The following is a 24681-nucleotide window of genomic DNA, read 5'->3' on the forward strand; positions in this document are numbered from 1 at the left end:
GGACGCTATGAGCGACGAACAAGAGCTGCTTCCCATCCCGAGCAAGGAAGTTCGGCAGTGGGCGATGTTTTGTCACCTTTCCGCCCTGCTGGGGATATGGATTCCGTTTGGCACGCTGATCGGCCCGCTGATTCTTTGGCAGATGAAGCGTGAAATGGACCCCTTCGTCGATGCGCAAGGCAAGGAGGCGCTGAACTTTCAGATTACCGTCGCCATTGCCTCGGCTATTTGTTTCCTGTTGATGGTGGTAATCGTGGGGTTCTTCCTGCTAGGGCTGGTGGCAATTGGTGCACTAGTGCTGACGATCATTGCTGGTGTTAAAGCCAATGAGGGGGTGCCTTACCGGTATCCGTTTACCTGGCGGTTGATCAAATAACGATCAGCCTCATGTCATGGTCGGGTGCGCCCGGTTACATGCGCGCCGATTAAATCTGAATGCCCCGACTCGTCGGGGTATTTTTTGATCTGAATAAAGTCTTCGTGGCAATACAGGGCAGGCGACATGCAAATTATATAATTTGAAACAGTTTAGTTATTAAACTTTTTGTCACAACTGCGGGCGCTCAATTCCACCCTGCTATTGGTAATCGCACTTGGCGGTTGATAAAATTGTGACAAGTAATATTTACAAAAAATATTACGATCTGTTCACACCATTGACGGTCCCTGAATCAAAGCAAATCAGTGTTGAAATGTTTCAACCTGTTCAACAGGCGTGTCCGGGTAAAAAGTTCGCCTCTGAATGTACATGCAAGATTCCCTTCCAATGATTCAGCTCGATTTTTATGGAACACTTGTCGCCGCCTCCCTAGTGTTGTTGCTAGGACGGGGGCTTGTCGGGCGCGTCGGTTTCTTGCGCGCCTACAACATCCCCGAGCCTGTAGCCGGTGGCTTGGTCGTTGCCTTGCTGCTTTTGGCATTGCGCGCACTTGATGTTGAAGTTCGTTTTGACACTTCCCTGCAGGCTCCCCTGATGTTGGCATTTTTTGCCACCATCGGCTTGAGTGCAGACTTTGCCAGCCTGAGGAAAGGCGGGCGTGTAGTGGGGATTTTCCTGCTGGCGGTCACCGGGCTTCTGATCGTCCAGAATGCCATGGGCATTGGTCTCGCCACACTGTTGGGGCTCGATCCATTGATGGGCCTGCTGGCAGGCTCAATTACCCTGGCCGGTGGTCACGGCACGGGCGCCGCGTGGGGAGCGACCTTCAGTGAGAAATTTGGCCTGGCTTCGGCTTCAGAACTGGCGATGGCTTCAGCGACGTTTGGCTTGGTGCTGGGAGGCTTGATTGGTGGCCCGGTTGCACGTCTGCTCATCAAGCGGGTGCAGACACCCGGTCTCGAGCAAGAAAAGCCAAGGTTGCCTAGGGGTTTTGAGCAACCGAACAAAGAGCGATCGATTACTCCCTTCTCATTCATCGAGACGCTCGCCCTGATTGCCGTCAGTCTGCTGGCGGGTAATCTTCTTAATGGCTTTTTACATGGAACAGCATTCGAATTGCCGACGTTCGTTTGTGTGTTGTTCGTGGGAGTAATTTTACGCAACGGGCTTTCAGCGTTGGGCCTGTATCAGGTGTTTGAGCGCGAAGTGTCGGTACTTGGAAATGTCAGTTTGTCACTGTTTCTGGCGATCGCCCTAATGTCGCTCAAATTGTGGGATCTGGCCGCATTGGCTTTGCCGTTCTTCTTTATCCTGAGTGTGCAAACGCTGGTAATGGCGCTATTTGCGATTTTCGTCACGTTCAGAGTTATGGGCAAGAACTACGATGCGGCAGTCCTGGCGGCAGGGCATTGCGGTTTCGGGCTGGGTGCTACGCCAACGGCCATTGCCAATATGCAGGCGGTGACTCAGCGTTTCGGGCCTTCTCACATAGCTTTTCTGGTGGTGCCAATGGTGGGGGCGTTCTTCATCGACATCATTAACGTCATCGTGATCAAGTTGTACCTTGGACTGCCGTTTTTTGTCCCAGGCTGAAATTCAGATCGACGGGATGTTGAACTTCCGTCACTGAGGCGTCCAATAAAAATGCCCATATCTTGCGATGTGGGCATTTTTTTGTCCGAGCGCTCTAACGTCTGGCGCTACAGGCTAGATAGTCAGCGTCCAGTCGTAGTCCACGATCAGCGGTGCATGCTGCGAGAACCGTGGCTGACGCGGCAGGCGTGCGCTTCGTACAAAGCGGCGTAGCCCTGGAGTCAGCAGCTGGTAGTCGAAGCGCCAGCCGAGGTTGAGCATTTCAGCCTGTTCGTTGTCCGGCCACCAGCTGTACTGGTCGCCTTCGCGGCTGACTTCGCGCAGAGCGTCGACGTATCCCATGTTGCCGACAATCTCGTCCATCCAGGCACGCTCAGGCGCCAGGAATCCCGGGGATTGCTGGCTGTCGCGCCAGTTCTTGATATCCAGCTTTTGTTGCGCCACGTACAGCGAGCCACAGTAAATGTACTCGCGACGTTTGCGCCGCTGTTTATCCAGGTAACGGGCGAAATCGTCCATTAGCTTGAACTTCTGGTTCAAGTCTTCATCGCCGTTCTGCCCCGAAGGGAGCAGCAAGGTCGCGATGCTGACCTTATCGAAATCGGCTTGCAGGTAGCGCCCGTAGCGGTCGGCCGTCTCGAAGCCGAGACCGCTGATGACTGCCTTCGGCTGCAACCGCGAATACAAAGCCACGCCACCCTGGGCGGGAACTTCAGCTTCGCAGGCATAAAGGAAGTAGCCATCCAGTTGGAAGGCTGGATCGTCCAGTTCAAAGGCGGAGGCGCGGGTGTCCTGCAGGCAGATGACGTCGGCATTCTGTGCTTGCAGCCAACTGAGCAACCCTCGCTCCACTGCAGCCTGAATACCATTGACGTTCACACTGATGATCCGCATAAATGGCCCCAAAAATCGCGTGCGTGTATGATACACGGCGTCAACCTAATTAGCTAAATCCGTGGTATCTGGGGTTTTTTCATGCAAGCGTATCAGCGCGATTTCATTCGTTTTGCCATCGATCGCGGCGTTTTGCGCTTCGGCGAGTTCACCCTGAAGTCCGGGCGCACCAGCCCTTACTTCTTTAATGCCGGCCTTTTCAATTCCGGCTCCGCCTTGGCACAGCTGGGTCGTTTCTATGCGGCGGCCATTATCGAGAGCGGCATTTCGTTCGACGTGCTGTTCGGTCCGGCCTACAAGGGCATACCGTTGGCAGCCACCACTGCCGTGGCCCTGGCCGAGCACCATGATCGTGACTTGCCATGGTGCTTCAACCGCAAGGAAGCCAAGGCCCACGGCGAAGGCGGCAGCCTGGTCGGCGCGCCATTGACCGGCGAAGTGCTGATCATCGACGACGTGATCACCGCCGGCACCGCGATCCGCGAAGTGATGCAGATCATCGCTTCCCAGGACGGCGCCAAGGCGGCCGGTGTATTGATTGCGTTGAACCGTCAGGAGCGTGGCAATGGCGAGTTGTCAGCGATTCAGGAAGTAGAGCGTGACTTCGGTATTGCGGTAATCAGCATCGTTTCGCTGAACCAGGTGCTGGAATTTTTGGCCGACGACCCGCAGCTCAAGCAGTATTTGCCGGCCGTGGAAGCCTACCGCGCCCAATTCGGCGTGTAACGCCAAACCCCTGTAGGAGCGAGCTTGCTCGTGATGGACGAGAGAGCGCCGTTGGGTGCCAGATATCCAGCGTCATCGTTAACGACCATCGCGAGCGAGCTCGCTCCTACAGGGGGTGAGCAAAAAAAGACCCCGCTCAGCCAGGCCGAGCGGGGTCTTTGTGTGTGGGCTATCGCTTACGGACGCTTGCGATTGCTGATCAGCGTACCCACGCCCGTATCGGTGAAGATTTCCAGCAGGATGGCATTTGGCACCCGGCCGTCGATGATCAGCGAGCTGCCGACCCCGCCCTGGACCGCTTCCAGCGCGCACCGAATCTTCGGCAGCATGCCGCCGTAGATCGTTCCATCTGCGATCAGCTCGTCGACCTGTTGGGTGGTCAGGCCGGTGAGGACCGTGCCCGATTTGTCCATCAGGCCAGCGATGTTGGTCAGCAGCATCAGCTTCTCAGCTTTCAGCGCTTCGGCAACCTTGCCGGCCACCAGGTCGGCGTTGATGTTGTATGACTCGCCGTTGGCACCGACGCCGATGGGGGCGATCACCGGAATGAAATCGCCTTTGACCAGCAGGTTCAGCAAGTCGGTGTTGATCCCGACTACTTCGCCTACCTGGCCGATGTCGATGATTTCCGGTTGGGTCATCTCCGGCGTTTGGCGGGTCACGGTGAGTTTCTTCGCACGAATCAGCTCGGCGTCTTTACCGGTCAGGCCGATGGCGCTGCCGCCATGACGGTTGATCAGGTTGACGATGTCCTTGTTGACCTGGCCACCGAGGACCATCTCCACTACGTCCATGGTTTGTGCATCGGTCACGCGCATGCCGTCGATAAAGTGGCTCTCGATCGACAGGCGCTTGAGCAGGTCGCCGATTTGCGGGCCGCCGCCATGAACGACTACCGGGTTGATACCCACAGCTTTCATCAGCACGATGTCGCGAGCGAAGCCGGTTTTCAGCTCCTCGCTTTCCATCGCGTTGCCGCCGTATTTGATCACCAGCGTCTTGCCGACATAGCGGCGGATGTAAGGCAGCGCTTCGGACAGGACCTTGGCGGTGTTGGCGGCGGCTTCGCGTTCGAGGGTCATTCAGGGCTCCGGCACTTCGATAAATGGCGCTTCAATAGATCAAAACGGTAGTTGGAGATCAGGTGCAACACGCTTCAACTGGACTTTGAACACGTCCTTGATGCGCTGCAGTTCAGCCTCGTCATCGGCCTCGAAACGCAGCACCAGCACCGGTGTGGTGTTGGATGCGCGCACCAGGCCCCAGCCTTTGGCGTAGTCGACTCGCACGCCATCGATGGTGGTCAGGTCGGCACCTTCACCCCATTTCGCGTCGTGCAATGCATCAATGATGCTGAATTTGCTCTCTTCGGTCACATGGATATTGATTTCTGGCGTAGAAATATCGTTCGGGAAGGTCGCGAACAGCTCTTCTGCCGTGGATTTTTCCTTGCTGAGGATCTCCAGCAGACGCGCAGCGCTGTAAATGCCGTCGTCAAAACCGAACCAGCGCTCCTTGAAAAAGATGTGCCCGCTCATTTCGCCGGCCAAGAGGGCGCCGGTTTGTTTCATTTTCTTTTTGATCAGCGAGTGACCGGTCTTCCACATTAGCGGACGACCGCCGTATTCCTTGATCAGTGGCGTCAGGCGGCGGGTGCATTTGACGTCGAAAATGATCTCGGCGTCCGGATTCCGCTCCAGCACGTCACGGGCAAAAAGCATCAGTAGGCGGTCCGGATAGACGATGCTGCCGGTGTTGGTCACTACGCCAACGCGGTCACCGTCGCCATCGAAAGCCAGGCCCAGGTCGGCGTTGGTTTCCTTGACCTTGGCAATCAAGTCGACGAGGTTTTCAGGTTTGCCTGGATCCGGGTGATGGTTCGGGAAATGGCCGTCTACTTCGCAGAACAGCGGGATGACTTCGCAGTTCAATGCTTCGATCAGTTGCGGGGCGATCACGCCAGCGGCACCGTTACCGCAGTCGACTACAACTTTCAGGCGTCTGGCCAGCTTGATGTCCTGGACGATTTCGGTGTTGTAGCGCTCGAGAATCTCGACCTGGGTGATGCTGCCGTTGCCGCTGCTCAGGTTGTTGGTCTTGAGGCGGTCATGCAGGGCCTGGATCTGCTCGTTGGCCAGGGTATCGCCGGCAATGACGATCTTGAAGCCGTTGTAGTTCGACGGGTTATGGCTACCGGTCAACATTACTCCCGATTTGCCGGCCAGTACGTTGGCTGCGTAGTACAGCGCAGGCGTTGGTACCAGGCCTACGTCGCTAACGTGGCAGCCGCTTTCGGCCAGGCCCTTGATCAACTGTTCGACCAGCTCCGGGCCCGACAGGCGCCCGTCGCGGCCTACCGAAACGTTGGGTTCGTTTTGCGCCAGGCTTTGGGCGCCGATGGCGCGCCCGAGCCAATAAGCGGTCTCCGCATTGAGAAATTCCGGGACGGTGCCGCGAATGTCGTAGGCGCGGAAAATACTGTCGGGAAATTTCGGTGCGACTTGGGCTGGGGTGCTCATCTGTAGGAATGCTCCATCTCGAAAGTGGCTGGACTGGCCTGCGAAATATTCGTTGGCCGGTTCAAACTGAAGGGTATGACGGCGTTTTCCACAGAGAGTTCGTGGTGCGAAAAGGCCATGCCACCGGTTTCAGTGAGCATTTGGCCGTCCATTGCCTTGGTTTTCTGGGCTAGCTCTTGCGCCGATACTGGCGCAACTCTTGTCGCAAGACCGCTGTGCTGCGGGAGCTGCCGCAGGCTGCGATCTTTTGATTTTGGTCTTTAAGATCAAGCGATCGCAGCCCTTGGCAGCTCCTGCAAGGGTGGGCGTCTTTCGATCAACGGGTGCCGGTATGGCCGAATCCACCAGCGCCACGTTCGGTTTCCACGAACTCCTGGACCATCTCGAAGTGCGCCTGCACCACTGGTACCAGCACCAACTGGGCCAGGCGTTCGCCTACCACCATATTAAAATCGGTCTGGCTGCGGTTCCAGCAGGACACCATCAGCGGGCCCTGGTAGTCGGAGTCTATCAGGCCGACCAGGTTGCCCAGCACGATGCCGTGCTTATGGCCCAGGCCGGAGCGCGGCAGAATCAGTGCCGCAAGGCCCGGATCGCCGATGTATACGGAAAGGCCAGTAGGGATCAGCAGGGTTTCGCCCGGCTTGATGACGGTGTCCTGTTCCAGCATGGCGCGCAGGTCCAGGCCGGCGGAGCCTGGCGTGGCGTACTGCGGCAGCGGGAATTCGGTACCGATGCGGGGGTCGAGGATCTTGGCTTGCAAAGCGTGCATGTAGATTAAACCTGGTTCAGACGTTCGGCGATAAAAGTGATCAGCTGGCGGGCAATCTTGCTCTTGCTGGTCTGGGCGAAAAGTGTGGCGTGGAGCTCGCGATCGATCACGCTGCAGGCGTTTTCTTCGCTGTTGAAGCCGATGCTCGGGTTGGCAACGTCGTTGGCGACGATCAAATCGAGGTTCTTGTCTTTCAGCTTGCGCGCAGCGTAATCAAGCAGGTGTTCGGTCTCGGCGGCGAAACCGACACTGAAAGGCCGGTCGGGGCGGGTGGCGATCGAGGCCAGAATGTCTGGATTGCGCACCATTTGGAGCAATAAGCCGTCGCCGCTCGTAGGATCTTTCTTGAGTTTTTGTGGTGCGACTACCTCGGGCCGGTAGTCGGCAACGGCCGCAGAGGCAATGAACAGGTCGCAGGGGATCGCCGCTTCACAGGCAGCGAGCATGTCGCGGGCGCTGACTACATCGATCCGGGTGACGCGATCGGGGGTTGGCAGGTGCACCGGGCCGGTGATCAGGGTCACTCGAGCGCCTGCTTCGACGGCGGCTTCAGCCAGTGCGAAGCCCATTTTGCCCGAGCTATGGTTGGTGATGTAGCGCACCGGGTCGATGTTTTCCTGAGTTGGGCCAGCGGTAATCAGCACGTGCTTGCCGGTCAGTGCCTGGCGCTGGAAGCAGTCTGCGGCGCACTGTACCAGGTCGTTGGCTTCGAGCATCCGCCCCATGCCGACGTCGCCGCAGGCCTGGCTGCCGGAAGCCGGGCCGAAGACTTTCAGGTCGCGACTTTGAAGGAGTTGCAGGTTGCTCTGGGTCGCTGCGTCGCGCCACATGGCCTGGTTCATTGCCGGGGCAACGGCCACCACGGCGTCGGTGGCCAGCACCAGTGTGGTCAACAGGTCATCAGCAATTCCCTGGGACAGGCGCGCGATCAGGTCTGCGGTGGCAGGAGCGATCAGTACCAGGTCGGCCCATTTGGCCAGCTCGATGTGGCCCATCGCCGCTTCGGCTGCAGGGTCCAGTAGATCCAGGTGCACTGGATGGCCGGACAAGGCCTGCATGGTCAACGGCGTGATGAACTCACTGCCACCACGGGTCATGACCACGCGCACTTCGGCACCCTGGTCGATCAGTCGGCGAACCAGCTCGGCGCTCTTGTAGGCAGCGATGCCGCCGCCGACGCCCAGAACAATGCGTTTCCGATACAGCCGCTGCATAGGTCAGCCTTTCAATTCGTTGGTGACTGCATGACGAAACCCCCTCCCCAGGGATGAATTCGTCCGCAAAAAAGATGGGCTAAGATATCACAGCGACCGCTATGGAACAGCGGCGCCCACAGACAGGGAGGTGCTATGAGTATTCGCAATTGGCCGACGGCCGAGCGACCCCGGGAAAAGCTGCTTGTGCAAGGCTCTGCGAGCCTGTCGGATGCAGAGCTTCTGGCAATATTTCTACGAACAGGCTCAGCCGGCAAAAGTGCGGTGGACCTGGCGCGTCACTTGTTGAGCAAATTCGGCAGCCTGCGGGCGTTACTGGAAGCCGATCAGTCGACGTTCAGTGCGGAGCTGGGGCTTGGTCCAGCGAAATTTGCGCAACTGCAGGCGGTGCAGGAAATGAACCGGCGCCATCTGGCGGAGCGTCTGCGCGTGCGATCGGCGCTGGAAAATCCCCAGGCGGTTCGCGATTATCTGAAATCGATGCTGCGCCACGAGCAGCAGGAAGTGTTCGGCTGCCTGTTTCTGGATTCGCGGCACCAGGTGCTGACCTTCGAAGCCATGTTTCGCGGCTCCATCGACAGTACTAGCGTTCATCCCCGTGAGGTGGTGAAGCGCGCACTGGTCAACAACGCCGCTGCGCTGATCCTGTGTCACAACCATCCCTCGGGCAACGCCACCCCCAGCCAGGCGGACCGCATGTTGACCAGGCGGCTGAAAGAGGCTCTGCAGCTGATTGATGTGCGAGTACTCGATCATTTCATCGTGGGCGATGGAGACCCGTTGTCGATGGCCGAGTATGGGTGGATGTAAGTGATGGGGTTCGCAGATGAGTGAAATCTGGTGGGAGCGAGCCAGCTCGCTCCCACAGATTTTCCCACGCGCGGTTATTTGAAGCTGACGTTCGAATAATCCTGGCGACCAAACGGGCTCACCGAATATCCCTCGACGTCCTTGCGTAGCAAGGCAAAGGCGGTCGGGTGCGCCAGTGGCAGCCACAGCGCCTGCTGCTGGATTTGCGCCTGGGCCTGCTCATAAAGCTTGGTGCGTACACCTTGCTCGGACGTGGTCTTGCCGGCGCTGATCAGCTTGTCCAGATCCTGGTTGCAGTAACGGGCGAAATTGGTGCCGGACTTCACCGCAGCACAGGAAAATTGCGGCGTCAGGAAATTGTCCGGATCGCCGTTGTCACCCGCCCAACCCATGAACAGCAGGTCGTGCTCGCCAGCCTTGGCGCGGCGGATCACCTCGCCCCATTCGATTACGCGAATTTCTGCCTGGATGCCAATTTCCGCCAGGTCCGACTGCAGCATCTGCGCGCCGAGACTTGGGTTGGGGTTCAGCAGGCTACCGGACGGGCGCGTCCAGATGGTGGTTTGGAAGCCGTCCTTGAGCCCGGCCTTGGCCATCAGCGCCTTGGCCTTTGCAATGTCATGGGCGTAGCCCGGCAAGCCTTTGGCGTAACTCCAGGTATTAGGCGGGTACGGTCCGGCGGCAGGCTCGGCCGTGTCCTCGAATACCGCCTTGACGTAGTTGGCTTTGTCGAAGGCGAGATTGATCGCCTGGCGCACTTCCGGCTTGTCCAGCGGTGGATGCTGAGTATTGATGGCGACAAACGCAGTCATGAAAGCGTCGGTCTTTTCCACTTTCAGGGTCGGCTCTTTCAGCGCTGCCTCTACGTCCAGAGGTTTGGGCGACAGGGCGATCTGGCACTCATTGCGGCGCAGTTTCTGCAGGCGCACGTTGGCGTCGGGGGTGATGGCAAATATCAGAGGATCAACCGAAGGCTTGCCGCGGAAGTAATCCGGGTTGGCCTTGTAGCGAATCGAGGCGTCTTTCTGGAAGCGCGTGAAGATGAACGGGCCGCTGCCAATAGGCTGGCTATTGAGCTTCTCCGGGGTGCCGGCTTTCATCAGCTTGTCCGCGTATTCGGCGGAATAGATCGAAGCGAACCCCATGCTCAAGGTGGGCAGGAAGGTCGAGTCGGGGTGATCGAGGGTGAAGCGCACGGTCAGCGGGTCCAGCGCATCGATTTTCTTGATCAGCGCGGGGAGTTGCATCGACTGTGCGTGCGGGAAGCCGCTCTGCGCCACTTTGTGCCAAGGGTTTGCTGGATCCAGCATGCGGTCGAAACTGAACTTCACATCTTCAGCTGTCAGCTCACGGGTTGGCGTGAAATAGCCGGTGCGATGGAATTTCACCTGTGGATGCAATTTGAAGACATAGGTCAGGCCGTCCGCAGAGACTTCCCAGCTGTCGGCAAGGCCTGCGACCACTTTGCCGCTGGCCGTATCGAAGTCCACCAGGCGATTCATCAGCACATCGGCTGACGCGTTGGTGGTGGTCAGCGAGTTGTATTGCACCACGTCGAACCCTTCAGGGCTGGCCTCGGTGCAGACGCTCAGGGCCGCAGCCATGGCTTGCGGGCTCAGCAGGAAAGGGGCGAGCAACAGCGGTAGGGCAGCGAGGCGCATGGTCGGATTCCTTTACAGATCGAAGGCCCATCTGCAAGTGCAGTCTGGAAAAGGGTTACCCTAGATGGCTCCTTTGCAAATGACTATCCCCATTTTCATTTTAGGGGGACTATGTGCGATCGATTTTCGCGTGCGGTGATCTCAAGAACCCCGAAATGGTCTGTCGGCTGATTCTCTGCGACGAGCGGTAAATATCGGCCACAGCCTTTGTACAAGGCGCTCAAAGCCTGAAAAACGCGGTTTTTATCGACTCAACGCACACGGAATGTTGTTGCTCTGCGGTCTTTCTGGTATAAAGCAGCGCTCTTTTCTAGGGGCCCGGTTCCTTCACTTGTAGGTGTAGCCGGTAAGACCCTTAAAGAAACGCGGCGCCTGGCGCCAAATGACTGAGAGATTAAGCGGCCAACCCATGCCGGGTTGGGCATGTGGTTTTAGAGGGCTGAGGCATGTCGAGAGTCTGTCAAGTTACCGGTAAGGGTCCGGTGACTGGGAATAACATTTCCCACGCAAATAACAAAACCCGTCGTCGTTTCCTGCCGAACCTGCAGCATCACCGCTTCTGGGTTGAAGAAGAGAAACGTTTCGTGCGTCTGCGCGTATCTGCCAAAGGCATGCGCATCATCGACAAGCGTGGCATCACTGTCGTGCTGGCCGAAATCCGCGCCGCTGGCAAGATCTAAGGGAGCTAATCATGCGTGAATTGATTCGTTTGATTTCGAGCGCCGGTACTGGTCACTTTTACACTACCGACAAGAACAAGCGCACTACTCCGGACAAAATCGAGATCAAGAAATTTGATCCGGTTGTTCGCAAGCACGTGATCTACAAAGAAGGCAAAATCAAGTAATTGATTTTTTCTCTCTTACGAAAAAGGCCCCTATCGCGAGATACGGGCCTTTTTTGTTGCCTGCGATTATGTGTTGCCTGCCATGACCCCTTCGCGAGCAGGCCCGCTCCCACATTTGATTTTCAGTGAGCACACAATTTGTGTCCGACGATGATTCACTGTGGAAGCGGGCTTGCTCGCGAAGAGGCCGGCCGAGCCAAACACAATCCTCAGGCCTTCTGTTCGAACGCTACGTAGATCTTGCGGCACGGCTCCAGCACCTCCCAGGTGCCTTTGAAGCCCGCTGGAATGACAAAACGATCTGCCGCGCGCACAGTTTTGCTGTTGCCGTCATTGTCGCGCAGTACTGAAACACCTTGAACGATTTCGCAGTATTCGTGCTCGGTGAAGTTCACCATCCACTGGCCAACAGCGCCTTCCCAGACACCTGCACTCAGCTGGCCGCAAGGGCTGTTGTAGTGGTTGTATACTGCTTGCTCTGGATCGCCCTTGAGGATTTTTGCGTCGTCTGGCCGATAGCGATCGGGCTGGATGTCGGCCTGGTTGAAATCGGCGATGTCCTGGATGTTCATTGTTGTAATCCCCAGTGATTGCGTTGGAAAGCCCGAAGTCTATGTTTATTAAAATGAACATCGCAAGGCCGTTTGCCGGCCTTATGTCAAATATATTGAAACTTCACCTGCCGCTGGTTTAGGGTGGCGGTTGCCTTTGGCCGAACACATGCGGGATGGCCGGGCGGAATTCCTGAGAACGTCCGCGAAGAACGCAGGGCGCTCGTATTCAACAAGAGGAGGACACTCGTATGACCACCCTGACTCGTGCCGATTGGGAACAACGGGCTCGCGATCTGCAGATCGAAGGCCGTGCCTACATCAATGGTGAATACACCGATGCTGTCTCTGCCGAGACCTTCGAGTGCATCAGCCCGGTAGATGGCCGCCTGCTGGGCAAGATCGCCAGCTGTGACGCCGCCGATGCCCAGCGCGCTGTTGAAAACGCCCGCGCCACCTTCAATTCCGGTGCGTGGTCGCGCCTGGCGCCGACTAAACGCAAAGCCACCATGATTCGTTTCGCCGGCCTGCTGAAACAGCACGCCGAAGAGTTGGCCCTGCTTGAAACCCTGGACATGGGCAAACCGATCAGCGATTCCCTGTACATCGACGTGCCAGGCGCGGCGCAAGCCCTGAGCTGGAGCGGTGAAGCCATCGACAAGATCTACGACGAAGTCGCTGCCACCCCGCACGATCAGCTGGGTCTGGTGACTCGCGAACCGGTGGGCGTTGTCGGTGCCATCGTACCTTGGAACTTCCCCCTGATGATGGCCTGCTGGAAACTCGGCCCGGCGTTGTCCACCGGTAACTCGGTGATTCTCAAGCCGTCCGAAAAATCGCCGCTGACCGCCATCCGAATCGCGGCGCTGGCCGTTGAAGCCGGTATTCCCAAAGGCGTGCTGAACGTCCTCCCGGGCTACGGTCATACCGTCGGCAAGGCGCTGGCCCTGCACAACGATGTCGACACACTGGTGTTCACCGGTTCGACCAAAATTGCCAAGCAATTGCTGATCTACTCCGGCGAATCGAACATGAAGCGCGTGTGGCTGGAGGCTGGCGGCAAGAGCCCGAATATCGTGTTCGCCGATGCTCCGGACCTGCAGGCCGCTGCCGAATCGGCTGCTGGCGCCATCGCTTTCAACCAGGGAGAAGTCTGCACCGCGGGTTCGCGCCTGCTGGTCGAGCGTTCGATCAAGGACAAGTTCCTGCCGCTGGTGATCGAAGCGCTGAAGACCTGGAAGCCCGGCAACCCGCTGGACCCTGCGACCAACGTCGGCGCACTGGTGGATACCCAGCAAATGAACACCGTGCTGTCCTACATCGAATCCGGTCATGCTGACGGCGCGAAACTGGTGGCGGGCGGCAAACGGATCCTCCAGGAAACCGGTGGTACCTACGTTGAGCCGACGATTTTCGACGGCGTGAGCAATGCGATGAAAATCGCCCAGGAAGAGATCTTCGGCCCGGTGTTGTCGGTCATCACCTTCGACAGCGCCGAGGAAGCGGTGCAGATCGCCAATGACACGCCTTACGGTCTGGCGGCAGCGGTATGGACTGCGGACATCTCCAAGGCCCACCTGACCGCCAAAGCGTTGCGCGCCGGTAGCGTCTGGGTCAACCAATATGACGGCGGCGACATGACCGCGCCATTCGGCGGCTTCAAGCAGTCGGGTAATGGTCGCGACAAATCCCTGCATGCGTTCGACAAGTACACCGAGCTGAAGGCGACCTGGATCAAGTTGTAATCCGTTAAGGGGGCCTGACTAAAACCAGGCGCTCGAAACAACAAGAGTCCTGTGGGAGCGGGCTTGCTCGCGAAGTCGGTGTAACAGTCAACATTGATGTTGAATGTGCTGGCCTCTTCGCGAGCAAGCCCGCTCCCACAGTGTTTTGTGTGGTGGTGAAAATAATATCCACAGGAGCGTGGCGCATGCGTTGGGCGACGTATTTCGCCGTGTTGGCGTCTGTGTTGAGTGTTGGCCTGGCCCTGGGCGTCAGCATGCCGCTGGTGTCGTTTCGCCTGGAAGGCTGGGGATACGGCTCCTTTGCAATCGGTGTGATGGCGGCGATGCCGGCCATCGGCGTGTTGCTGGGGGCGAAAATTTCCAGTCACCTGGCGGCGCGCCTGGGCACGGCCTATCTGATGCGCCTTTGCCTGTGGGCGGGGGCGCTGTCCATTGGCTTGCTGGCGTTGTTGCCGAGCTATCCGGTGTGGCTGGCGTTGCGGCTGATGATCGGGGTGATCCTGACCCTGGTCTTTATCCTCGGTGAAAGCTGGATCAATCAGTTGGTCATCGAACAATGGCGCGGACGCTTGGTGGCGCTGTATGGCAGCGCTTATGCATTGAGCCAACTGGCTGGCCCGTTGCTGCTGGGCGCCGTAGGCACCGACCATGATTACGGATTCTGGGTCGGCGCCGCCCTGCTGATGATCGCACCGTTGCTGTTGCTGGGCCGTAGCGGAGCACCCAGCAGCGAAGCGTGCAGCGTGACCTTCAGGGATTTGTGGGGTTTTTGCCGGGGGTTGCCGGCGATCGCCTGGGCGGTTTCGCTGTTCGCGGCGTTCGAAGCAATGATTCTGACGTTGCTGCCGGTCTACTGCCTGCGCCAGGGCTTCACCACGGAAATCGCCTTGGCGATGGTCAGTACGGTGGTGGTGGGGGATGCGTTACTGCAGTTGCCGATTGGTGCACTGGCTGATCGCTTATCCAGGCGCACGCTATTTACCGGTTGTGCGGTGATTCTGCTGGTGTCGAGCCTGGCGATTCCGTTGCTGATCGACACGCTACTGATCTGGCCATTGTGGGTGCTGTTTGGCGCGAGCGCGGGCGGCTTGTTCACCTTGTCGCTGATCCTCATTGGCGAGCGCTATCGGGACGACGCGCTGGTGCGCGCGAATGCGCATATTGCTCAGCTGTGGGGAATCGGCTGCCTGATCGGGCCTCTGGTGGCGGGTGCGGGCAGCCAGTGGGTCAGTGGCCATGCGTTGCCGCTGTTGATGGCAGCGGGGGCGTTGGGATTGGTGATCCTGTTGTCGCGGCAGGGGGCGTTCGGCAGCGTCGCCGAACCGGCCTGAGCACACACAACACCTGTGAATTACAACATCCGTTCCAGGCCTACCGCCGTGCTGAACCATGCGTTGAACCGGCGCCACCAGCTGCCAGGTTCATCGGTCAGCACGTGCATCTTGCCGTCATCTTCGGTGACCCAGACGATCTGCTCGTCCTGCAGCTTCACCTGGTAACTCAAGGGCGGCGCCATGCCCTCCAATGCCGATTTGCGCACATGCGCAGCGAGTTCGGGGCTGTCGACCAGCACCCCGACTTCGGTATTCCACAGGACCGAGCGTGGGTCGAAGTTGAAGGAACCGATGAACGACTTCTGCTGATCGAAAATGATCGCCTTGCTGTGCAGGCTGGAGTCGGAGCCTCGGTAGGACTTGCTGGAGAAAATGTGCGGGCCACTGCCGCCGCCTTCGCCCGGTTGCCGGCGCAACTCGAACAACTTCACGCCGTGTTCAAGCAATGCCCTGCGATAAGGCGCGTAGCCGCCGTGCACTGCGGGCACATCGGTGGCTTCCAGTGAGTTGGTCAGCAAGGTTACCGAGACGCCTGCGTCTGCCCGGCCGGTCAGATACACCAAGCCCGGCTTGCCCGGCACGAAGTAAGCCGAGATTAAAATCAGTTCTTTGCTCACCCCGTTCAATTCAGGCGCCAACTGGGTGGTCAGCAGCAGCTGCGGATCGGGCTCGCCCTTTGCCAGTACTTTGCTAGGCGCATCCCACAGTGCCTGGTTCCAGGCCCAGATCAGCTCTCGACGCCACAGGTCCATGCGCGGGTTGGTTTTGTAGGTCATTAATTGCTGATAGAGCGCGTGATTCTGCTTGCGGGTTTCTTCAAGGGATCGTTCAAGCTGGGTCCGGGTGTCTTGCAGGTCTTTCTGTGTCGGCCTGCTCGACAGAAACTGGTCGATCGGTTTGCTCAGCGCGCTGTTCCAGTACTGATCGAAGCTATGCCCCAGCTGTTCGGCAACCGGGCCGACGCTGAGCATGTCGATGTCGGTGAAATTCAGGTTGGGCTCGACGTCGAAGTATTCATCGCCCAAGTTGCGTCCGCCGACGATAGCCACGCTGTTGTCCGCCAGCCACAGCTTGTTGTGCATACGTCGGTGTTGTTGCGACAGGTTGAACAGGCGGCCCATGTTGCGCGTAACGCCCGTGGAGCGGCCCAGGTGCAGCGGGTTGAACAGGCGGATCTGAATGTGCGGGTGCGCCGCCAGGGTCGCGATGATCCAGTCCAAGCCGTCACTGGTGGTGTCATCAAGGAGGATTCTAACCCGCACACCACGGTCGGCCGCCTTGAGCAGCTCTTCGACCAGCATTCGGGTGCTGATACCGTCGTGGACGATGTAGTACTGCAGGTCGAGGCTGCTCTGGGCATTGCGGATCAGTTCGGCGCGCGCCATGAAGGCTTCACTGCTGTTGGAGAGCAGCCGAAAACCGGACTTGCCTTCGTGAGGCGCGGCCTGGGCCTGGATCGACCGGCCAAATGCAGAATCACCGGCGGGTAGGGCCTGGCTGGGTTCGCGTGTCACATCAAGGTTGGCGCAGCCACCAAGGAGCGTGAAGAGCAGAAGTGCGGGCAGGGGATGTCTGACTCTCACGTAGGATCGTTCCGATTGGCGGCTGGGGTCGACATATGGACGCTGTTTTGCGTAGAAAGGTCAGTCGTGAATGTGATCAGTTTCCGCCAGCAGCTTGATAGCTGCCGCGCCCACCTTGCGCACCGCTTCTTCGATTAGCGGTGTTGGTTTGGCAGCGTAGTTCATCCGCAGGCAATTGCGGTACTTGCCGGAGGCGGAAAAAATGCTACCCACGGCAATCTGTACGCCCTGATCGTGCAAGGCCCGATTCAGTTTTAGGGTATCGAATCCGTCCGGTAACTCGACCCATAACATGAAACTGCCTTGGGGCCGACTGGCGCGGGTGCCTGCGGGGAAATAACGCGTAACCCAGTCGATCATCAGGTCGCGGTTGCGTTGGTATTGGGTGCGCATACGTCGCAGGTGCGGTTCGAAGTGCCCGGACTTGAGGAATTCGGCAATTGCGATCTGCGGCTGCGGCGCCGTGGAGCCGGTGCTGATGTATTTCATGTGCAGCACCCTTTCCAGATATCGCCCGGGCGCAACCCAGCCAATGCGCAGACCCGGCGCCAGGGTCTTGGAAAATGAACTGCACAGCAGGACACGGCCGTCTTCATCGAAAGACTTGATCGTGCGCGGTCGTGGGTAGGTGTAGGACAATTCGCCATACACATCGTCCTCGACGATCGCCACGTCGAAACGCTGAGCAAGTGTCAACAATGAGCGTTTGCGCGACTCCGGCATGATATAGCCCAGCGGGTTATTGCAGTTGGGGGTCAACTGTATGACCTTGATCGGCCACTGCTCCAATGCCAGCTCCAGTGCATCCAGGCTGATGCCAGTGATCGGATCAGTGGGGATTTCCAGGGCCTTCATGCCCAGGCCCTTGAGGGTCTGCATGGCGCCGTGAAAACTCGGCGAATCCACCGCCACAATATCGCCCGGCTGGCAAATCGACCGGATGCTGGTGGACAACGCTTCATGGCAGCCGGTGGTGACTACCAGATCGCTGGCGCTCAACTGACAGCCGGAGTCGAGCATCAGGCGCGCGATCTGTTCGCGCAGTTCGAGTGTGCCGTGGATGTTGTCGTAATACAGGCCGGGCATGTCCTGGCGCCGGCTGATCCGCGCGAGGTTGCGCAGCAAGGGTTTCATGGTCGGCGTGGTGATGTCGGGCATACCACGTCCCAGTTGCACCACATCCTTGCGCGGCACTGCACGAATCAACTCCAGCACTTGGTCCCATTGGGAAATGTCCACCGGCCGTTGCGCCGGCCGGCCTACCGCAGGCAGATCCGGAAGCTCGCGGCTGGCGGGCACGAAGTAGCCGGACTTGGGCTTGGGCATCGCCAGGCCGTTGTCTTCCAGCACTCGATAAGCCTGCTGAACCGTACTCAAGCTGACCCCGTGTTCGACACTTAGCGCCCGCACCGACGGCAGCCGATCGCCGGGGCGATAGAAGCCCTGTTCAATGCGCGTGCCGAGTAATTCGGCAAGGTTGACGTAGAGGGTCATGGCGCAGTCTCGGTGGGGGGGCAGGCGACCAGTACAGATTAGCTGAATTTCGGCAATTCAGAGCCCATAACAATGCATCTGTATGGATTTAATACCAAATGGTTGAATCTGTCACGGTTTTGCTCGTCCGCGCATCATGAAACCTCTTGCTACCCAAGTAAACAGGAGTCACCAAGATGAACGGCTTGAGCGATGTGCGGCTGACGTTACACAGTCAGGAACTGGCGAAAGGGCAGGACAACGGCACGCGCGCGGCGAACATGCGCAACGCGCCGTCCGGCCTGGGTCGCTGGGGTCTGTTCTGGCATCGTCTGCACACGCGCAAGGCGTTGCTGGTGCTCTCGCCTGAGCAACTGCAGGATATTGGGTTGAGCCGGGAGCAGGCGCGGGAGGAGGGGCTTAAGCCGTTTTGGCGGATCTGAGTTGTGCAGTGTTCTCACTGCCCTCATCGCGAGCCTGCTCGCGATGAGGGCATTAACAACACAGAAAAATGATCAGACCAACTCTTTCAGCCGATGCCACAACATCCCCAACGCCAGCAGCGGCGAGCGCAAGTGCTTGCCGCCAGGGAAAGTGATGTGCGGCACCTTGGCAAACAGATCGAACCCACCCCCTTGTTGGCCGCTGATGGCCTCCGCGAGCAGTTTGCCCGCCAGATGGGTAGCGTTCACCCCATGCCCCGAATAGGCCTGGGCGTAATACACGTTCGGCTGATCCTTGAGCCGGCCGATCTGCGGCAGGCGGTTGGCACCGATTCCAATCATCCCGCCCCATTGATAGTCGATCTTCACGTTCCCCAGTTGCGGGAAAACCTCGAGCATCTTCGGCCGCATGTAAGCCGCGATGTCGCTTGGATCTCGCCCCGAGTAATGGCAGGCACCGCCAAACAGCAGGCGCCGGTCCGCTGAGAGTCGGTAGTAGTCCAGCGCCACCCGTTGATCACACACCGCCATGTTCTGCGGCAGCAGCGAATGAGCCTGCGCTTCGCTCAGGGGCTCGGTGGCGATGATGTAGCTGCCCGCTGGCAGCACTTTGCCGCTGAGTTCAGGGTTGAGTTGGTTGAGGTAGGCGTTGCATCCCAGCACCAGCGTCTTGGCGCGGACCAAGCCATGGGCGGTGTGGACTTTGACTTGCGGGCCATAATCGATGCGGGTCACCGCCGACTGTTCAAACAACCGGGCACCCAAATGCTGCGCGGCACCGGCTTCGCCAAGTGCCAGGTTGAGCGGGTGCAGGTGTCCGGAGCCCATGTCGATCAGGCCGCCGACATACCGATCCGACCCGACCACCTCATGCATTTCATTAGCCTGCAGCAGCCGGGTTTGGTAGCGATAACCCAGGGTGCGCAACTCGGCGGCATCTTCGGCGAAACCTTGCAGATCGCCCGGCTTGTTAGCGAGGTCGCAATAACCCCAGGTCAGGTCGCACGGGATCTGGAAACGCTCGACCCGCTGGCGGACGATCTCGACCGCTTCCAGGCCCATGAGCTTCATCTGGCGCACGCCGTCGGCGCCGATCACATTGGCGAACTGGTCGAGCCCATGGCCAACTCCGCGAATCAGCTGCCCGCCGTTGCGGCCGCTGGCACCCCAGCCAATCTTATGGGCTTCGAGCAACGCCACGTTGAAGCCGCGCTCGGCCAATTCCAGTGCCGTGTTCAGTCCGGAGAAACCTCCGCCCACCACGCAGATGTCGGCCACCACTTCGCCCTGCAGCAGCGGATAATCAGGTTGCGGCAGGCTGCTGGCGGCGTAGTAAGAGCGCGTGTGCTGGTGGCTCGCGAGCGGTTGCTGAGCACGGGCATTCATGTGCGTGTTCCTGATTCGGGTGTCTGGAAAATTTGACCGAGCATAAGCCGGACCTTCAAGGCCGGGCAACACTGGTCGGCTGGCGCTGTCTGGATTGGCGCTTATGCTGCACAATTGCGCTCTATTCAGCTGCTTTGGTCAGTGTTCCGATGAGTTGCAACAGTCAGAAAATTCGCGCGCTGCGCCAGCAGATACCCTCTTTCGAGTGCGTGCCGGGCTGCCATGACTGCTGTGGGCCGGTGACCACCTCGCCGGAAGAAATGTCCCGCCTGCCGCGCAAGACCCGCGCCGAACAGGATGCGGCAATGGATGAGCTCAACTGTGTGCATCTGGGCCCCAATGGTTGCACGGTGTATGGCGAGAGGCCGCTGATCTGCCGGCTGTTTGGCACCACCAAGACCTTGCCGTGTCCCAATGGGCGCGGGCCGGTAGAGCTGATTCATCCACGGGTGGAGAAGCAGATTCATGAGTACATGGCGTCGACCCGGCAAGTACTCGTTTAAGCGCCGTCAGCAAAGGATCTTCCAGTTTCAATCCGGAATCGGCAAACACAAACTCTCCTTCACCTCTTCCATCACGATATAGCTCTTGGATTCGCGCACATGGGGCAGCTTGAGCAGGATATCGCCCAGCAATTTGCGGTACGAAGCCATCTCGGAAATCCGCGCTTTCACCAGGTAGTCGAAATCCCCTGACACCAAGTGACACTCCAGCACGTGAGGCAGCTTGAGCACCGCACGTCGGAACTCTTCGAAAGTATCTCCGGATTTGTAGTCGAGGCTGATCTCGACAAAGACCAACAGGCTACCCTTGAGGTGCTGCGGATTCAGGCGGGCGTTGTAGCCCATGATGATCCCTTCGCGCTCCAGTCGTCGCACACGTTCGGTGCAGGGCGTGGTCGAGAGCCCGACCTTTTCCCCAAGTTCGGTAAATGAGATACGCCCGTCCGCTTGCAGGATCCGCAGGATGTTGCGGTCGATCTTGTCCAGCTCACGTTTGGTCTGAGTGTTGGTACGCATAGGGGATGCGCCTCCGTGAAAAGGGTTTTTGCCGAGAATTGTCGCCAAATATAGGCACTTATATAGTGAAAAGCACTGCCTAATCTTTTTTACACTGCGTACATCATTGCTCGAACACAACAAACGTCAGCGGCACGCCGCGATGAGGGATATGAAAATGCGCGTCATGGTCTTGGGTAGCGGCGTCATCGGTACCGTCAGTGCTTATTATCTGGCTCGAGCCGGGTTTGAAGTGGTGGTCGTGGATCGTCAGCCGGCCGCTGCCATGGAGACCAGTTTCGCCAACGCCGGCCAGGTGTCGCCGGGCTATGCCTCGCCGTGGGCAGCGCCGGGCGTACCGCTCAAGGCCATCAAGTGGCTGCTGCAGCGCCACGCCCCGCTGGCAATCAAGGCGACGGCCGACATCGACCAGTACCTGTGGATGGCGCAAATGCTGCGCAACTGCACCGCCAGCCGTTATGCGGTGAACAAGGAGCGCATGGTCCGCCTGTCCGAGTACAGCCGTGACTGCCTCGATGAATTGCGCGCCGAAACCGGCATTGCCTACGAAGGCCGTAGCCTCGGTACCACCCAGTTGTTTCGCACCCAGGCGCAACTGGATGGCGCGGCGAAAGATATCGCCGTCCTGAAAGAGTCCGGTGTGCCGTTCGAACTGCTCGATCGTGCCGGCATTGCCCGGGTCGAACCGGCCCTGGCCAGCGTGACCGACATCCTCGCCGGCGCCCTGCGCCTGCCGAATGACCAGACCGGTGACTGCCAGATTTTCACCACCCGTCTTGCCGAAATGGCGGTGAAACTGGGTGTTGAATTCCGCTTTGGCCAGGACATCCAGAAGCTCGACTACGCCGGCGACCGGGTTAATGGCGTGTGGATCGACGGCAAGCTGGAAACCGCTGACCGCTACGTACTCGCACTCGGCAGCTACTCGCCGCAGTTGCTCAAGCCGCTGGGCATCAAGGCCCCGGTGTATCCGCTCAAGGGTTACTCCCTGACCGTGCCGATCACCAATCCGGCGATGGCGCCTACTTCGACCATCCTCGACGAGACCTACAAGGTCGCGATTACCCGTTTCGACAACCGCATCCGCGTCGGCGGCATGGCGGAGATCGCCGGTTTTGACCTGTCGCTGAACCCGCGTCGGCGTGAAACCCTGGAGATGATCGTCAACGACCTCTATCCTCAAGGCGGCGACCTGGCCCAGGCGAGTTTCTGGACCGGCCTGCGTCCAACGACCCCGGACGGTACGCCGATCGTTGGCGCGACCCCGTTCAGCAATCTGTTTTTGAACACCGGTCACGGCACGCTGGGTTGGACCATGGCGTGCGGTTCCGGTCGCTTGCTGGCTGACCTGATGGCGAAGAAAACGCCGCAGATCAGTGCCGAAGGCCTCGATATTTCCCGTTACGGCCACAAAATTCAGGAGTCTGCAAAACATGTCAATCCAGCGCCAGCTCACCAATGAGCGCATGAGCCAGATCGTCGTCCATAGCAATACCGTGTACCTGGCAGGGCAAGTCGGCGATGATTTGAGCGCCGGGATTGAACAGCAGACCCGCGAAACATTGGCCAATATCGAGCGTTTGCTGGACCTGGCCGGGACCGACAAGACTCGCCTGTTGTCTGTCACGGTTTACCTGAAAGACATCGACGCGCACTTTGCCGGCATGAATTCGGTCTGGGACAAGTGGCTACCCAAAGGCGTCGCCCCAGCCCGCGCAGCGGTCGAGTCGAAGCTGTGCGAACCGGAAATTCTGGTTGAGCTGTCGGTAGTAGCCGCTCTGCCTTAAGCACGATCTCTCTCCCGGTGCTACTGGCGGTCCACGCCGCCAGCAGTGCTGGTTTTTCTTCCAATGACCGACCAGAAGTCTGCCGCCATGCGTCCTGCCCGTGCCCTGATCGACCTTCAAGCCCTGCGCCACAACTACCAACTTGCCCGTGAAATCACGGGAGCCAAGGCCCTCGCGGTGATCAAGGCCGATGCCTACGGTCACGGCGCGGTACCTTGTGCCCAGGCCCTTGAAGCCGAGGCGGACGGTTTTGCCGTGGCTTGCATCGAAGAAGCCCTGGAACTGCGCGCTGCAGGCATTCGCGCGCCGGTGTTGTTACTGGAGGGTTTTTTCGAGGCAGATGAGTTGTCGCTGATCGTCGAGCATGATTTCTGGTGTGTGGTGCATTCGCTGTGGCAACTCGAAGCGATCGAAAAAGCCGCAGTGAGTAAGCCGATTACGGTATGGCTCAAGCTTGACTCGGGCATGCACCGGGTCGGCCTCCATCCGGCGGATTACCAGGCGGCTTATCAGCGGCTGCTGGCCAGCGGCAAGGTCGCAAAGATTGTACTGATGAGCCACTTTGCCCGCGCCGATGAACTGCAGGATCAATCGAGTGCCGAGCAGGTCGCAGTGTTCGAAGCGGCACGCCAGGGTTTGTCGGCTGAAATCAGCCTGCGCAACTCGCCGGCAGTGATGGGCTGGCCTCAGATTCCCAGCGACTGGGTTCGTCCCGGCATTATGTTGTACGGAGCGACGCCGTTCGAAGAAGCCAACACCGTGGCCTCGCGCCTGCAGCCGGTGATGACCCTCGAATCGAAAGTGATTTGTGTGCGGGAGCTTCCGGCCGGCGAGCCGATTGGCTATGGCGCCCGTTTTGTTACCCCGAGGCCGATGCGCGTTGGCGTGGTGGCCATGGGTTATGCCGATGGTTATCCGCGCCAGGCACCTACCGGCACGCCGGTCATGGTCGCCGGGCAGCGCAGCCAGTTGATCGGCCGGGTATCGATGGACATGTTGTGCATCGACCTGACCGACGTGCCCCAAGCGGGCCTCGGTTCAACCGTCGAGCTGTGGGGCAAGAACGTGCTCGCCAGCGACGTGGCGGCCGCCGCCGACACGATTCCTTACCAGATATTCTGCAACCTGCGTCGGGTGCCAAAGCTCTATTCCGGGGTTTGAAGCAAGGCCCGGTGTGCGAAAAGTCGCCCCGTCCAACAGGATTCAGGGTCAAGTGTTGTAAATACTGAACGCTGTCGCCATGATAACGCTCAATATTCCAACAACCTGAATGCCTGGAGGCTCCTGCATTGGACGTCGGTGAACGACTGCAATCCATCCGTAAGCTCAAGGGGCTTTCCCAGCGTGAGCTCGCCAAGCGCGCGGGTGTTACTAACAGCACTATTTCGATGATCGAGAAGAACAGCGTCAGCCCCTCGATCAGTTCGCTGCGCAAGGTGTTGGGCGGAATTCCCATGTCCATGGTCGAGTTCTTTTCCGAAGAAATCCTGCAGGAAAAACCGACTCAGATCGTCTACAAAGCTAACGAGCTGATTGATATTTCCGATGGTGCAGTGACCATGAAGCTGGTCGGCCGGGCTCACCCGAGCCGCGCCATTGCATTCCTCAATGAAATCTACCCGCCAGGCGCCGACACCGGAGACGAGATGCTCACCCATGAAGGGGAAGAGACCGGGATTCTGCTTGAGGGTCGACTGGAACTGGTGGTCGGGCTTGAAACATTTGTGCTCGAAGCTGGCGATAGCTACTACTTTGAAAGTACCAAGCCGCACCGTTTCCGTAATCCGTTCGATACGCCAGCGCGACTAATCAGCGCAGCGACACCGGCGAATTTCTAAGAGAAGAGGCGTCCTGCCAGTACCGCCAAGGCGGCTGAACCGTTTTAACGCCGTGGAGCAAGACCCCTTCGACTTTGGGGTTGTTTCAGTGTGGCGGGCTTACCGTT

General features: G+C 58.8%; 24 protein-coding genes and 1 pseudogene. 14 read left to right on the plus strand and 11 right to left on the minus strand.

From position 1 onward, the window contains the following. Positions 1-7: 7 nt before the first annotated feature. Together L9059_RS07835 and gltS are read left to right on the plus strand one after the other, a co-directional pair. Entirely contained in the window at positions 8-376 is a 369-nt protein-coding gene (locus L9059_RS07835; RefSeq protein WP_247289801.1) for a DUF4870 domain-containing protein, read from the plus strand. A 390-nt stretch (positions 377-766) separates the two neighbouring features. Continuing rightward, positions 767-1972, plus strand: a complete 1206-nt coding sequence (gltS, locus tag L9059_RS07840; RefSeq protein WP_247289803.1) for a sodium/glutamate symporter — start codon at positions 767-769, stop codon at positions 1970-1972. A 114-nt stretch (positions 1973-2086) separates the two neighbouring features. On the opposite strand, the gene L9059_RS07845 is transcribed toward gltS, so the two are convergent. Continuing rightward, the gene (locus L9059_RS07845) at positions 2087-2866 is read right to left on the minus strand and encodes an exodeoxyribonuclease III (protein WP_007934608.1); all 780 of its coding nucleotides are present in this window, start codon (positions 2864-2866) and stop codon (positions 2087-2089) included. Positions 2867-2947: 81 nt separating this feature from the next. On the opposite strand from L9059_RS07845, the gene pyrE reads away from it, so the two are divergent. Further along, positions 2948-3592 (plus strand): orotate phosphoribosyltransferase, encoded by a 645-nt coding sequence (gene pyrE / locus L9059_RS07850; protein ID WP_247289805.1) that lies wholly within the window; start codon positions 2948-2950, stop codon positions 3590-3592. Between the two features lie 176 nt (positions 3593-3768). On the opposite strand, the gene argB is transcribed toward pyrE, so the two are convergent. From argB to coaBC, 4 genes and pseudogenes are all read right to left on the minus strand, one after another. Continuing rightward, entirely contained in the window at positions 3769-4674 is a 906-nt protein-coding gene (gene argB, locus L9059_RS07855) for an acetylglutamate kinase (protein WP_045059191.1), read from the minus strand. Positions 4675-4713: 39 nt separating this feature from the next. Further along, a pseudogene (locus L9059_RS07860) lies at positions 4714-6090 on the minus strand (phosphomannomutase/phosphoglucomutase); the annotation flags it as partial. Between the two features lie 337 nt (positions 6091-6427). After that, positions 6428-6883, minus strand: a complete 456-nt coding sequence (dut, locus tag L9059_RS07865) for a dUTP diphosphatase (RefSeq protein ID WP_247289807.1) — start codon at positions 6881-6883, stop codon at positions 6428-6430. A 5-nt stretch (positions 6884-6888) separates the two neighbouring features. Then, positions 6889-8097, minus strand: coding sequence for a bifunctional phosphopantothenoylcysteine decarboxylase/phosphopantothenate--cysteine ligase CoaBC (gene coaBC / locus L9059_RS07870; protein WP_247289808.1), 1209 nt, complete (start codon positions 8095-8097; stop codon positions 6889-6891). 135 nt (positions 8098-8232) lie between these two features. Here coaBC and radC point away from each other — a divergent pair, with 135 nt between their 5' ends. Beyond that, positions 8233-8907, plus strand: a complete 675-nt coding sequence (gene radC / locus L9059_RS07875; protein ID WP_247289809.1) for a RadC family protein — start codon at positions 8233-8235, stop codon at positions 8905-8907. 74 nt (positions 8908-8981) lie between these two features. Here radC and L9059_RS07880 read toward each other — a convergent pair whose 3' ends face one another. Beyond that, positions 8982-10568, minus strand: a complete 1587-nt coding sequence (locus L9059_RS07880) for an ABC transporter substrate-binding protein (protein WP_247289810.1) — start codon at positions 10566-10568, stop codon at positions 8982-8984. Between the two features lie 446 nt (positions 10569-11014). Here L9059_RS07880 and rpmB point away from each other — a divergent pair, with 446 nt between their 5' ends. Both rpmB and rpmG read left to right on the plus strand, forming a co-directional pair. Then, the gene (rpmB, locus tag L9059_RS07885; protein WP_003176907.1) at positions 11015-11248 is read left to right on the plus strand and encodes a 50S ribosomal protein L28; all 234 of its coding nucleotides are present in this window, start codon (positions 11015-11017) and stop codon (positions 11246-11248) included. An 11-nt stretch (positions 11249-11259) separates the two neighbouring features. Continuing rightward, positions 11260-11415: a 50S ribosomal protein L33 gene (gene rpmG / locus L9059_RS07890; protein WP_007894709.1), complete on the plus strand. Its 156-nt coding sequence runs from the start codon at positions 11260-11262 to the stop codon at positions 11413-11415. A 209-nt stretch (positions 11416-11624) separates the two neighbouring features. Here rpmG and L9059_RS07895 read toward each other — a convergent pair whose 3' ends face one another. Then, positions 11625-11987, minus strand: coding sequence for a cupin domain-containing protein (locus tag L9059_RS07895; RefSeq protein ID WP_247289811.1), 363 nt, complete (start codon positions 11985-11987; stop codon positions 11625-11627). Between the two features lie 230 nt (positions 11988-12217). On the opposite strand from L9059_RS07895, the gene L9059_RS07900 reads away from it, so the two are divergent. Together L9059_RS07900 and L9059_RS07905 are read left to right on the plus strand one after the other, a co-directional pair. Next, the gene (locus tag L9059_RS07900) at positions 12218-13711 is read left to right on the plus strand and encodes an aldehyde dehydrogenase (RefSeq protein WP_247289812.1); all 1494 of its coding nucleotides are present in this window, start codon (positions 12218-12220) and stop codon (positions 13709-13711) included. 185 nt (positions 13712-13896) lie between these two features. Beyond that, the gene (locus L9059_RS07905) at positions 13897-15042 is read left to right on the plus strand and encodes an MFS transporter (protein WP_247289813.1); all 1146 of its coding nucleotides are present in this window, start codon (positions 13897-13899) and stop codon (positions 15040-15042) included. A gap of 20 nt (positions 15043-15062) precedes the next feature. Here L9059_RS07905 and L9059_RS07910 read toward each other — a convergent pair whose 3' ends face one another. Together L9059_RS07910 and L9059_RS07915 are read right to left on the minus strand one after the other, a co-directional pair. Beyond that, positions 15063-16628 (minus strand): phospholipase D family protein, encoded by a 1566-nt coding sequence (locus tag L9059_RS07910; protein WP_247289814.1) that lies wholly within the window; start codon positions 16626-16628, stop codon positions 15063-15065. A gap of 60 nt (positions 16629-16688) precedes the next feature. Further along, a complete protein-coding gene (locus L9059_RS07915) occupies positions 16689-18122 on the minus strand; it encodes an aminotransferase-like domain-containing protein (protein ID WP_247289815.1) in 1434 nt (477 codons plus the stop codon). A gap of 176 nt (positions 18123-18298) precedes the next feature. Here L9059_RS07915 and L9059_RS07920 point away from each other — a divergent pair, with 176 nt between their 5' ends. Then, complete coding sequence (locus tag L9059_RS07920) at positions 18299-18544, plus strand: DUF1127 domain-containing protein (protein WP_247289816.1); 246 nt, start codon at positions 18299-18301, stop codon at positions 18542-18544. A 72-nt stretch (positions 18545-18616) separates the two neighbouring features. Here L9059_RS07920 and L9059_RS07925 read toward each other — a convergent pair whose 3' ends face one another. Continuing rightward, a complete protein-coding gene (locus L9059_RS07925; RefSeq protein ID WP_247289817.1) occupies positions 18617-19930 on the minus strand; it encodes an NAD(P)/FAD-dependent oxidoreductase in 1314 nt (437 codons plus the stop codon). A gap of 149 nt (positions 19931-20079) precedes the next feature. Between L9059_RS07925 and L9059_RS07930 the strand changes: the two genes are divergently transcribed. Next, positions 20080-20433 carry a YkgJ family cysteine cluster protein gene (locus L9059_RS07930; RefSeq protein WP_045059177.1) on the plus strand — a complete coding sequence of 118 codons (354 nt, stop codon included), beginning with the start codon at positions 20080-20082 and terminating at the stop codon, positions 20431-20433. A gap of 27 nt (positions 20434-20460) precedes the next feature. Here L9059_RS07930 and L9059_RS07935 read toward each other — a convergent pair whose 3' ends face one another. Then, positions 20461-20949 (minus strand): Lrp/AsnC ligand binding domain-containing protein, encoded by a 489-nt coding sequence (locus tag L9059_RS07935; protein WP_010465173.1) that lies wholly within the window; start codon positions 20947-20949, stop codon positions 20461-20463. Positions 20950-21106: 157 nt separating this feature from the next. Here L9059_RS07935 and dadA point away from each other — a divergent pair, with 157 nt between their 5' ends. The 4 genes from dadA to L9059_RS07955 all read left to right on the plus strand — a co-directional run bounded on the left by dadA (position 21107) and on the right by L9059_RS07955 (position 24574). After that, entirely contained in the window at positions 21107-22411 is a 1305-nt protein-coding gene (dadA, locus tag L9059_RS07940; protein WP_247289818.1) for a D-amino acid dehydrogenase, read from the plus strand. Next, positions 22383-22736: a RidA family protein gene (locus L9059_RS07945; protein WP_247289819.1), complete on the plus strand. Its 354-nt coding sequence runs from the start codon at positions 22383-22385 to the stop codon at positions 22734-22736. The genes dadA and L9059_RS07945 overlap by 29 nt, the downstream gene beginning before the upstream one ends. An 87-nt stretch (positions 22737-22823) precedes the next feature. After that, entirely contained in the window at positions 22824-23897 is a 1074-nt protein-coding gene (alr, locus tag L9059_RS07950) for an alanine racemase (protein WP_247290031.1), read from the plus strand. 128 nt (positions 23898-24025) lie between these two features. Then, entirely contained in the window at positions 24026-24574 is a 549-nt protein-coding gene (locus L9059_RS07955) for a cupin domain-containing protein (RefSeq protein ID WP_247289820.1), read from the plus strand. The last annotated feature ends 107 nt before the right edge of the window (positions 24575-24681 follow it).

Origin of the sequence: Pseudomonas violetae (genome assembly GCF_023072615.1) — a bacterium.
Taxonomy (GTDB): domain Bacteria; phylum Pseudomonadota; class Gammaproteobacteria; order Pseudomonadales; family Pseudomonadaceae; genus Aquipseudomonas; species Aquipseudomonas violetae.